This window comes from Enterococcus sp. CSURQ0835, from assembly GCF_902706605.1.
Taxonomy (GTDB): Bacteria; Bacillota; Bacilli; order Lactobacillales; family Enterococcaceae; genus Enterococcus_A.
Window position 1 is genome coordinate 1 of the sequence record NZ_CACSLH010000054.1, and the last position, 10,908, is coordinate 10,908.

Sequence of the window (10,908 nt, forward strand, 5' to 3'; positions counted from 1 at the left end):
CAATTTAATAAAACGTACAATTTCTGGAATAAAAGTCATCCGCTGCGTAAGCATTCGACTTTTTTGCAATTTTGAATGAAACATAGTTTTCAGATTTTTCTGAAATTATTTGTGCAACACTAGTGAAAACAAATACAATAATGGCTTCGCTTAGTACTATTTCAGGGGTGCTAACAGTAGTTATTCCTTTAATAGCTCTGTTTTTGGGAAGTGTTATGGTAGTTAATGGTGAACTGTCATTAGGTTCACTTATAGCCTTTAATAGTTACACAGCTTTACTGTTTTCTCCGTGGAGTAAAGTATTAAATATTATTCCTTTATTTGCTCAAATTAAAGTTTCTTTAAAGAGAATAGAGCAATTAAAATTTTCTAGCATTAATGCAGCAAATACAGCAGGGGAGTATAAAATACTTGCTCAGGATTCAGCTATTGTTTTGAAATGCGAAAATTTATTTCCTTGTATTAATGGGGAGAAACTGCTTAAAGTACCAATAAATATTTCATTATCTCAAGGAGAAACGTTAAGAATGGTTGGTATAAATGGTATTGGAAAATCAGTTCTATTGAAATGTTTAGCTCAATATAATCTAGATTTTTTTGGTTCGATATGGATAAAAGAGAATAGAAAGGTTGTCTATGTTCCACAAAATGATTTTTTGTTTGAAGGAACAGTTTATAGTAATCTAGTTATGGGACTTAAAGAATATGATGAAATACAACTAGAAAAAATAGCTCGATTATTGTCTTTTGATGTGGATTTTAACAAAGGAGTTACTCCATTTAGAATAGAGATTAGTACTGGACAATTACAAAAAATAAAAATAATTCGAGCTCTATTAAGTAATCCTGATATTTTGATTTTGGATGAAACTTTAGCTAACATAGACGAAGCTTCAATTTGTCGATTAGTTAATTACTTTAAAGAAACTAATTTAACTGTTATTATTGTAAATCATGGATCATTAGATAAATTTTTGCAACCATCTGAATATAAAATTTTAGAATTAGGTAGAGGATGAACTTTTATTGGATTGGTTATCTACTAAATGAAAATATTTGACTAAATAAATAGCGAGTGGGAGATGAATCAGAAAAACTGATTTATCTCCCATTTTGATTGTAGATACTGACCTCGAATGCTTCTTTTAACATGGTGAATTATGAACCAACGACTCCTTTTTCGAAAAACATTCCCAATTATCTCTCTCAAAAGAAACATAGGCTACTGATAATTTAGCCATTCAAACAGCCAAAGCTGCTTCGACTTTGGCTGTTTGAGTTGCGCGCGCCATTTTCTTTTCAGGATAAAAGTGGATCAAGATCAGTAGCAAGCTATAGATCAGTATTGGCAATCAAGCATAATTTAGTTTGATCATTTGGATGGTCGTGGCATTTTGAACAGTATCGGATTGGTAGCTGGATAGTTCAAATAAACCAGCTGTAATCAGGACGCCGATCAAAGAGGCAAACGTGAAGTCATTAGTGATTGACACGAGTTTTTCACTGTGAAAAATATATTTAAAGTAGTAGCTGATCGTCTGATTTTTGATTGCTATCACGGATTTGTAGCATCGCGTTCCGGTGTGCGTGGGGGCAGCAAGGCTTCCCAACCTAATTTTACTAAACCAGAAACTAATCCTGCGGCTGCACCTGCTGTAGCGAGTGTTAACAGACTTGTTTTTTTTGTCATAGTGACCAACTCCTTAAATCCACCTTACTGCAAAGATCGGAGGAAGGTGAAGGGATATGCTCATTAAATTTGTTTTGTTTCTCAACTCCCCAAATGCTCTTTCCCCCAGCTGTCCATCGTTTCCATGATCGGCAGAAAACTTTTTCCGAGTTCAGTCAATGAATATTCAACGTGGGGTGGGATCGTTTGAAAATCCGTCCGTGTGACAAAACCGTCAGCGATCAAATCGTTCAAACAACGTGTCAGCATGACATTAGTGATCCCATTTGTTTGTCGTTTTAATTCATTGAAGCGAATGCCTTCTTGTTGGTGGATGCGCCATAAGATCAATAGTTTCCATTTGCCACCTAAGCGCAGCATGACTTGTGAGATCCCACAGCGATTGATTGAAAGTTGCATCGAATCATCCTTTCGTTTGACAGTAACAAAAATGTTAGTACTTGTACTTTTGTCTGTTAAGCATATACTAATTTTATTCAAAATAAAAGGAGCGTTACGTTATGAATTCAACTATTGAAACTTTTTTAAGCCAACGTGCGTCAGTTCGGCAGTTTGATCCTGAGGCAGAAATGTCGACGGAACAAATCAAGCAAATCTTAGCGCTAGCTGCCACCGCACCTTCTGGCAACAATACGCAACCGTGGCAAGTCGTGGTCGTCAAAAATAAAGCGCAGCAACAAAAATTACGGGCGCTGTCGTTTGACCAGCCACAAGTCGAAACGGCGGCTGCAGTCTTTTTAGTCTTTGGCGATCCGGCGGCTTATGATGTCGATACATTATTTTCTTACAACGTCGCTAATGGCTTGTTAACGGAAAAAGATGAAGCGGCTTTTAAAGGCAAGATGAAAAAATTTTACGCATTGTCTGCAGCTGAAGGTGGAACCGAAAGCCTGATGTTAGATGGCGGGCTATTTGCCATGAACTTGCTCCATGTGGTTCGTGTATTTGGCTATGAAGCAGTCCCAATGCGAGGAACCGATTTTACTGCAATCAAAAAAGAGCTGGATTTGCCGCAAAGTTGGGAAGCGATCATGATGATCCCAGTTGGCAAGGCGACAGCTAGTGGCTATCCAAAGATCAGAAAAGACGTTACCGAATTTACGAAGATCATAGAATAAACAAAAAACCGCTCATTACCGGAATTTTTTTCTGGCAGTGAGCGATTTTTAACTAGTCGAGAAACTAACGCCAACCTAGATCTGGCGCGATATCTTTCAAGATTGAATCTAATAAGTGGATGTTGTATTCCACTCCTAATGTATTCGGGATCGTTACTAACACCGTATCGGCTTCTTTGATCGCTTCATCTTCGGCTAGTTCTTTGACTAATTTGTCAGGCTCACCCGCAAATGTTTTCCCAAAGATCGTCGGGTTGCGGTGATAAGCTAGATAGCCGACTTGGTCTTGTTGTGGCATGCCGTCAGAGCCAAACAGCTGACGATCCAAATCAGTCGTGATCGGTTGGATCGAACGCGTGACTAAAGTGCGGGGTTCAAAATCATGCCCGGCTTCTTTCCAAGCTTCCTTAAAGGCACGCAATTGTTTAGCTTGTTGTACGTGGAACGGTTCATTCGTCTCATAGTTCACTAAGGTAGACGATTGTAAATTCATTCCATGTTGGGCTGCCCAGATCGCAGTTTGTTGTGAGCCAGCACCCCACCAAATACGCTGACGTAAACCAGCTGAATAAGGTTCCAAACGTAATTTTCCAGGACCTTGCGGGAACATTGGTTGCGGATTTGGTTCGGCGAATTTTTCACCTTCTAAAAGTTTCAAAAATTCTAATGTCCGCTCACGTGTCACTTCTTTGATCTCTTCTTCGCTGTAGTCGTAGCCAAAATATTTCCAGCCGTCTAAGACTTGTTCTGGTGAGCCACGACCCACGCCTAGTTGCACTCGACCTTGTGTAATGATGTCGGTCAAGCCGGCATTTTCTGCCATCATGTAGGGATTTTCGTAACGCATATCCACTAAGCCCGTACCGATCTCGATCTTGCTGGTTTTAGCTCCGATCGCTGAAAGTAGTGGGAAAGGTGAACCGATTTGATCAGCAAAATGATGCACGCGGAAATAAGCGCCATCGATCCCGATTTTTTCTGCTTCCACTGCTAATTCGATCGATTGCAAATACGCATCGCTAGCAGTTTTGACTAAGGAGCCTTGTTGCATCCAATGCCCAAAACTCAAAAAGCCGATTTTTTTCATGCTGGAGTACCTCCTCTAATTTAAAAAGTAAATTACTTACTTTTTGTAACTTAAAGCTAGTGTACTACCAATCGAAAAAAAAGGCGAATAATTGTTCTTGGATCGGGAAATCGAAAAATGATTTTTACGCTAAATCCAATCAGCTGGCCTCGTGCTATACTATTAATATTAACCATTGAGGTGAGAAAATGATTGTAAAGTTAAATCCTATCACGGAGGCTGAACTCGATCAGCTAATGAAAATCTGGCTTACGTCCAATCAAGAAGCCCATTCCTTTATTGCTGAAGCATATTGGGAAGGAAATGTTGCAGCAGTCAAGTTGCAATTGCCGGAATCAGAACTTTATGGTTTTAAAAATTCAGCTGGTCAGATCGTGGGCTTTGTGGGAATTGTTGATCATTATCTTGCTGGGATTTTTGTAGAAAAAAATTATCGAGGCCAAGGAATCGGAGAACAATTAATCATGCAAGCCAAAAGTCAGCACCATGAATTAAGCTTGTCTGTTTATAAGAAAAACCGTGCAGCAATCAAATTTTATCGTGCACAAGGTTTTACGATTGTGTCAGAACAAGTCGATGTAGAGACTTTAGAAGTAGAATACAAAATGAGTTGGGTGCGAGAATAGGAATGTGGTGCAAAGATTATTCTGGTTATGAATGGGAAGGAAGTGGCTCATGAAAAAAAGCTTGAACAGGCAAGTCAAAATCTATCAAGATTTGCTACATGCTGGAGACATCGAAACTGCGTATGTAGCGCTGAGAAAATTTGTTTCAACGTTAAGAGCAGGATATGCTAAAACGTTGCCGCAATACACGGTTGGAAGTGTTTTTCCTGGTTATATGGATTACACGTATTTTTATTTTTATGATGATTTTTTGAAAGAACATAAATTACGCTTTGGCTTAGTTTTGAATCATCAGAAGATGTGCTTTGAACTGTGGCTATTAGGGCAAAATGAAAAAGTCCAAGCAAATTATTGGGCGTTGCTCAAAGATTCGCAGTGGAATAAGCAATTAACAAAGCGGCCAATCTATTCCGTGTTGGAAGTGGTTCTCGTTGAAGCTCCAAACTTTGATGAGTTGGCGCAATTAGAAGAGATGATTTTACAGCAAACAGCGAACTATACGAAGAAAATTGAGCATTATTTACAGCAACTTGAGTGCTAAAAACTTCTGATCTATTGGTGATACTACCAATAGATCAGAAGTTTTTTTGTTTGTAGTGCTTGAGGCGTTTTTGCTTTGACTCAGTGTAAATCTGTCCAAGCCTATGAACGTCTACTATAAGGGTGTTTAAGCTAGTTCCGTTTAACATAGGAGAAAATGAGTTCAATTTTGTGAAAGGGCCAGTAAATATATTTTGCGCCACTAATCCTACTGGAAGCTGCCGCTGTTAGTTTCCATAAATAAAAAAATTTTCGCTCGAAAAAATTACAATACTTTTATTAGAGAACAAAAGTATTGTAAATATAAGTAATTTTTTTCGTCAGTGACTGTAATCTTGCTCGGCATATTTCAACTCATGGACATCATTTCAGATCATAAAGATTGAAAAGCGTTTACAAAAATTGTGGATGGCTTTTATTCAACTAACGAGATCAAGAGTCAAATTTCAACTAATCAAGTGTTTTTTAGCGTATCGGACTCGAGATGGTACTAATTTTTATTTTATTTTGGTAAATCATTCAGTTTATTTTTTAGCTAACTCACAGGTTAGTTACAAGATTGTTTTTTTATTTATTGGGCTAGTTAGTGTTATCGATTGCTAAAAGAGAAATCTTATTTATTTATTTTTGTTTTGTGAATTAATTAATGTGTTATTTCTAACGATTGTAATTTAACTGAGTTGGAAGTATTCTCTACATATATTATTCGGGAGGTGCTATCTGTGATGATCTCAATCTTTGATAATGTAAAAGACTTGTCCCCAGAATGAATGTAATGGTATTGATCGCCCAATTGACAGTTATTTTATTAAATAGGAAATAGGCAAAAGTAGCAGGAATTAAAGAAAAATCGGCTAACATTTCAATCGGCGAATTAGTCTTCAGATAAATAATGCACCTCGAAATGAAAGTCAACATTCAGTCTGGGAAAAATCAATTGAATGGAACAAATTGGTTGCGTAATTAAATTAAACAAGGGATGGAATTTTAAAAATGAAATATAAGCGTAGTTTTTGTATATTGCTGTCTGCTTTGTTGACAACGACACCTTTCGTAACGTCTGTTCACCAAGTGGCTCAAGCAGCCAGTCCGACTAATGTCAGCACATCTAAAAACGCGATCGCGACTGATAAAACAACAGCAATAAGCACTAGCAAAGAAGCAACGGCTACTAGTAAACCAGTAGCTAATGAGGTGAGTAGCTCAGAATCTGCTACTGAAACGACCGCCACAAGTACGGTCAATCAAGCGGAAGTTACGGCTACAACAACGACCAGTCAAGCCAGTGATACTAGTGACACTGATGCTGCTAAGTCAGATCGTTATACGTTAAAATCGGATGAATTAGGCGCGTTAGCTGAACAGCAAGCATGGAATAATTTTACTTACACCACCAAAATCAAAATAAATCAGACAGCCGGCTTAAAGTTTGCTTTTGATATTCAAGATGAGAATGATCAAAACATCTATGTCAATATTTTGAATGAAAAAGACACCGCCGACTCGACTATCTTTATCTCAAATGAATACGGCACCCTTGCTGGAAAAGATAATACGTATCAAGAAAGCCGTAAAACGATCAAACTGCGTGATAATGACGTGATTAATTTCGAAGTTGAATATCGAAACGCTAAGTTATGGTTCCGTTATTGGAATGAAAATGAAAAACGGCCGGATCTAGCTACTGGTGGTGCTGTTTTAGATGTTGAGCATTTTAAACCAGCAAAAGTGAATGTAGTAAGTGATCACGAAAAAGATATTTCGCTTTTAGATTCAGCTAGCGGACTGACCTATCAGAAGGCTGGAAAAGAGATCAATTATAAGTCGCAGCAACAATATTTCAGTGAACAGCCTACAGTTGGAGAAGAACTTAACTACGAGAAAGTGAAAACGCTGTTACCGTCGATCAAGTTACAAGCTGATCCTAAATATGAGAATTTATACAATAATGCTTGGCGCATCCTTTTCGATTACAACATCGTGAATCCTAAAAAAGACTCTCCGTATAATACGTATGTTGGTTCGGGCTTTGATTCAAAAAATATTATCTGGCAATGGGATAGCTGCTTTGCGGTATTGTTTTCGATGTATGGGAACAAAGCGTTTGATCCGATGTTGACCTTCGACAATTTTTATATGTCACAAATTGGGACAGGCCAAATTTATCGAGCGTATTATTCATCAGATGGGAAGCCTCATGGATGGGCAGCAGAACCAGGAGATGTAAATCCGCCACTGTATGGGTATGTTGAATTACAAAATTATAAACTGACTGGTAATGTAGAGCGGCTGAAAAAGATTGCACCAGTGCTACAAGAATACGCTGACTGGATCTCGATAAAAAAATGGTCGCAAAATAGTTCGCATAAACTTTTTTGGAACAATGGGAACGGTAATGGGATGGATAATTTACCTACGCAGCCGGGCCAAGGCGGAAATGGTACGGGAACGGGTCAAGTTGACATGAGTTCTCAGCTATCGATGCTGTATGATTCCCTTGCTAAAATCAATACGATCATCGGAAATGCGGATGATGCTACCCGAGATCAAAATCTGGCTACTGATATAAAAGATCGTATCAACAAGTATATGTGGAATGATGATGACAATCGGTATTATGAACTTGAAGCAGATGGTACTCAGTATAAAGTCGATAGTTTAGCTGGATTTTGGACTTTGATCACTGAAGTAGCCACACCGGATCGGGCGAATAAATTAAAAGAAGCTTTGTTCAACAAAGATATGTATTGGACAGATATGCCATTTCCGACTTTAGCTAAATCAGATCAGCGCTATTCAAATAAAGGGTATTATTGGAAAGGCGGGGTTTGGGCGCCTACCGTTTATATGGCGATCGAAGGCCTGAAGAAAAATGGCTTTGATGATGAAGCTTCCCGAGCTACTCAAAAATATTTGGATGGCTTAGCTGAGGTCTACGACTATACCGGAACATTTTGGGAGACTTACGCACCAGAAAAACAACTAGGAAGCTATATCAATCATTCATTTACTGGTAGAAAAGAAGGAAATCACAATCAGGTCACCAAAAAAACATTAGACGATGCAGCTAAATACATCTCGCCGGCTACGGATGAAGCGGGAGATGAGCTAAATGAAGCTGGCGGCTCTGATAATATTGTTAAAGATAATTTTGTTGGTTGGACAGGAATCGGGCCGTTGACGTTATCATTAGAACATATCGTTGGGATCAATAGTGATCTGCCAAATAATAAAATTAATTGGAATTTGAAACGCACAGATGAAAATGGGATAAACAATCTGAGTTTAGGTGCGAATGGTGTACTATCAGTCATCGCGGATAAAGCCCAAGCAGATGCGAAAGGCAGATCTGTGCATGTAACTTCGGATTTGAAAAAAGAACTTTCACTAGCAGTGACCTTTAACAATAAAGTCTATCCAGTAGCGATCCCAGCCGGTCATTACGAAAATAAAGTCTGGATCGGTGAGCGCGATCAAGCTGAAAATGTGACCGTTCAATATGTCGATGAACACAATAAAAAAATTCATGCCAGCCAAACAATCAGTGGTAAAGTCGGAGATGCGTACGATGCCACAACAGATAAGTATAAGCTAGCGATCGATGGCTACACTTTAGACGAAAGTAAATTGCCAGAAAATGGTAAAGGCGAATTGACAGCTAAAAAACAAGTCGTGAAATATGTGTATACTAAAAATCCAGTAGCGAAAAACATAACGGTCAAATATGTCGACGAACACAATAAAAAAATTCACGCCAGTCAAACGATCAGCGGGAAAATCGGTGAAGCATATGATGCGACGACCGATAAGTATAAGCTAGCGATCGATGGCTACACTTTAGATGAAAGTAAATTGCCAGAAAATGGTAAAGGCGAATTGACAGCTAAAAAACAAGTTGTGAAGTATGTGTATACTAAAAATTCGGTAGCGAAAAACGTAACCGTTCAATACGTTGATGAACACAATAAAAAAATTCATGCTAGCCAAATGATCAGTGGGAAAATCGGTGAAGCGTACGATGCGACGACCGACAAGTATAAATTAGCGATTGACGGTTACACCTTAGACGAAAGCAAACTGCCTGAAAATGGTAAAGGCGAATTGACAGCAGAAAAACAAGTTGTGAAATATGTGTATACTAAAAACCCGGTGGCAGATACGCCAAACAACCAGACTTCTTCTAGCGGAAATTCCAATTCTAATGGAAACTCAGGCTCTAATGCTAATTCTAGTTCCAGCTCTAATGGCAGCTCCGTAACTAATAGTTCAGGAAAAGTTTTACCTAATACAGGAGACGAGATAGTTAAATGGTTGCCGTATGCGGGGGTTGTTATTATCCTAACCGTGGTAGGTATCTATCGGTTCAGAAGAAAAAAGAATGGTCGTAACTAACTATCTTTCAATCAGTTCAGTAGCTCCTACTAGACTATTCAAGACTGCTGGAAAAAAGCGAAAATAGCGATATAAAGAAAGCCCCTTATCAAAGGATAATCTGAAGCGCCCCCCAAGAGTTAGACTAAAATCTAACACTTAAGGGGCGCTTCAAAAATTTCTACTATAGGTTATCAATTATATATTGTGCATCCTCCGCCCGCGATACATCGTGCACCTGTATAGCTACTATAAGTATTTCAAAAAACTCATACAAAATTATTAATGAAGTAAACAAAGTGAAAAATAAATAATAACAAAATATAAATATTTAAAACGTTAAATAAGATATAAAAAATCCAAATAAAAATTGAGTGGTCACCTAGATTTAGTCTCCTTAAATTAAGTTAGACTGTTTGCTTAAAAAGAACAAACCCGGTATAATTTTTGATAACGACATTTTTTGTAAGCGGTTTATAAAATGTGCGTTCCACGTGAAACGAAGAGGACTAGAGATCATAAATTTAAAGGAGGGCATCATCATGAGAGCGAAAAATATTGTATTGGCATCGGTAGTATTGGCAGGTTTAGCGGTAGCTGGGGGCGCTGTAAAAGGCGAAGCGGCGGAGTTGTTACGGTTGTATAATCCGAATACGGGTCATCATCATTACACTGAAAGCGGTGACGAGAAAGGCGTGTTAGTCTCAAAAGGTTGGCACGATGAAGGGTTAGCTTGGCGTACACCTGATAAGGGTCAAGAGGTCTATCGTATGTATAATCCGAATAATGGCGATCATCATTATACGGTCAATGGGCATGAGAAAAACATGCTTGTAGACAAAGGTTGGCATTATGAAGGCGTTGCATTTCAATCAGGGGGTGATGTTCCTGTCTATCGTGTATATAACCCAAATGCGAAGCAAGGGATGCACCATTATACGTTAAATCCGCTTGAGCGTAATTTGCTTGTAAGCAAGGGTTGGCGTGATGAGGGTGTTGCCTTCCAAGCGGTAGGTAAACAGCATCCTGATCCAGCTCCGGGAGGAAATACAGGTGATGAAGACTTTGTGATTAAGTGGACAGTTTGGTTTACAGCTGATCATGAAAAGAATCAAGGTTTGAACATTCCTAGAGGGTCTAAAGTTTTTGACACTGAAGATGAAGCAACAGATTGGATTGTAGAGTATGCTGATAAAGTTATGGTGGAGCATTTAGCTTCAGGAAATTTCGGTGTATACTCTTTCCAAGCTAAATAACAAATTATTAAAAATGCATATGAACTTCATGTTGCGCTGTTAGAATCTTTAACAGCGCAATTTCTTATTTTCTTTCCTTCTTTCTTTTTATAAGAAAGACTAACTATTATAAGTCAAGTGATAAATCATAGATTCCAGAAATGCGAATAATAACAATAGATCTTAAAATATGTGCACACCAAATAGACTTAATAAATAGTTGATTTTTTTAAATCTGTAT

8 protein-coding genes and 1 pseudogene are annotated in these 10,908 nt (G+C 38.3%); 6 read left to right on the plus strand and 3 right to left on the minus strand.

The features are described from left to right. Positions 1 to 122: 122 nt before the first annotated feature. Entirely contained in the window at positions 123 to 1,019 is an 897-nt protein-coding gene (locus GVJ38_RS13765; RefSeq protein ID WP_159723777.1) for an ATP-binding cassette domain-containing protein, read from the plus strand. Between the two features lie 539 nt (positions 1,020 to 1,558). On the opposite strand, the pseudogene GVJ38_RS13770 reads toward GVJ38_RS13765, so the two are convergent. Next, positions 1,559 to 1,690, minus strand: a pseudogene (locus GVJ38_RS13770) (DUF1440 domain-containing protein); the annotation flags it as partial. Positions 1,691 to 1,771: 81 nt separating this feature from the next. Then, complete coding sequence (locus tag GVJ38_RS13775; RefSeq protein WP_159723778.1) at positions 1,772 to 2,089, minus strand: winged helix-turn-helix transcriptional regulator; 318 nt, start codon at positions 2,087 to 2,089, stop codon at positions 1,772 to 1,774. Positions 2,090 to 2,190: 101 nt separating this feature from the next. On the opposite strand from GVJ38_RS13775, the gene GVJ38_RS13780 reads away from it, so the two are divergent. Then, positions 2,191 to 2,808, plus strand: coding sequence for a nitroreductase family protein (locus GVJ38_RS13780; protein WP_159723779.1), 618 nt, complete (start codon positions 2,191 to 2,193; stop codon positions 2,806 to 2,808). A 64-nt stretch (positions 2,809 to 2,872) separates the two neighbouring features. Here GVJ38_RS13780 and GVJ38_RS13785 read toward each other — a convergent pair whose 3' ends face one another. Then, entirely contained in the window at positions 2,873 to 3,895 is a 1,023-nt protein-coding gene (locus tag GVJ38_RS13785; protein ID WP_159723780.1) for an LLM class flavin-dependent oxidoreductase, read from the minus strand. A 188-nt stretch (positions 3,896 to 4,083) separates the two neighbouring features. Between GVJ38_RS13785 and GVJ38_RS13790 the strand changes: the two genes are divergently transcribed. The 4 genes from GVJ38_RS13790 (at position 4,084) to GVJ38_RS14245 (ending at position 10,688) form a co-directional block, all read left to right on the plus strand. Further along, positions 4,084 to 4,521, plus strand: coding sequence for a GNAT family N-acetyltransferase (locus GVJ38_RS13790; RefSeq protein WP_159723781.1), 438 nt, complete (start codon positions 4,084 to 4,086; stop codon positions 4,519 to 4,521). Between the two features lie 49 nt (positions 4,522 to 4,570). Beyond that, the gene (locus tag GVJ38_RS13795; RefSeq protein ID WP_159723782.1) at positions 4,571 to 5,062 is read left to right on the plus strand and encodes a DUF7000 family protein; all 492 of its coding nucleotides are present in this window, start codon (positions 4,571 to 4,573) and stop codon (positions 5,060 to 5,062) included. 992 nt (positions 5,063 to 6,054) lie between these two features. Further along, entirely contained in the window at positions 6,055 to 9,453 is a 3,399-nt protein-coding gene (locus tag GVJ38_RS13800; RefSeq protein WP_159723783.1) for a MucBP domain-containing protein, read from the plus strand. Positions 9,454 to 9,974: 521 nt separating this feature from the next. Then, positions 9,975 to 10,688 carry a calcium-binding protein gene (locus GVJ38_RS14245; RefSeq protein WP_200849523.1) on the plus strand — a complete coding sequence of 238 codons (714 nt, stop codon included), beginning with the start codon at positions 9,975 to 9,977 and terminating at the stop codon, positions 10,686 to 10,688. The last annotated feature ends 220 nt before the right edge of the window (positions 10,689 to 10,908 follow it).